Annotated in this window: 1 protein-coding gene; it reads left to right on the forward strand. The window is 68.1% G+C overall.

What is annotated here, in order from left to right; all coding sequences use genetic code 11:
- On the forward strand, positions 1-238 hold a 238-nt coding region (locus tag CAPSK01_RS22115), incomplete at both ends, for a Druantia anti-phage system protein DruA (RefSeq protein ID WP_273703325.1).

Here is a 238-nt window from a genome sequence, read left to right on the forward strand (position 1 = left end):
TCGGCTGGACGGCGCAGGCCCGCCGCGAGAATGTGGCGCGGGTGGTGAACCACAGCCGCTTCCTGATCTTTCCGCACGTCCGGGTACCGCATCTGGCCAGCCATGTGCTCGGGCAACTCGCGCGCCGCGCACGCGCGGACTGGCTCGATCACTGGGGCTTCGAGCCCCTGTTGCTGGAGACCTTCGTCGATCCGCGTCCCTATGCCGGCACCTGTTACCGTGCTGCCGGTTGGCAGTT

The organism is Candidatus Accumulibacter vicinus, from assembly GCF_000584955.1.
Taxonomy (GTDB): domain Bacteria; phylum Pseudomonadota; class Gammaproteobacteria; order Burkholderiales; family Rhodocyclaceae; genus Accumulibacter; species Accumulibacter vicinus.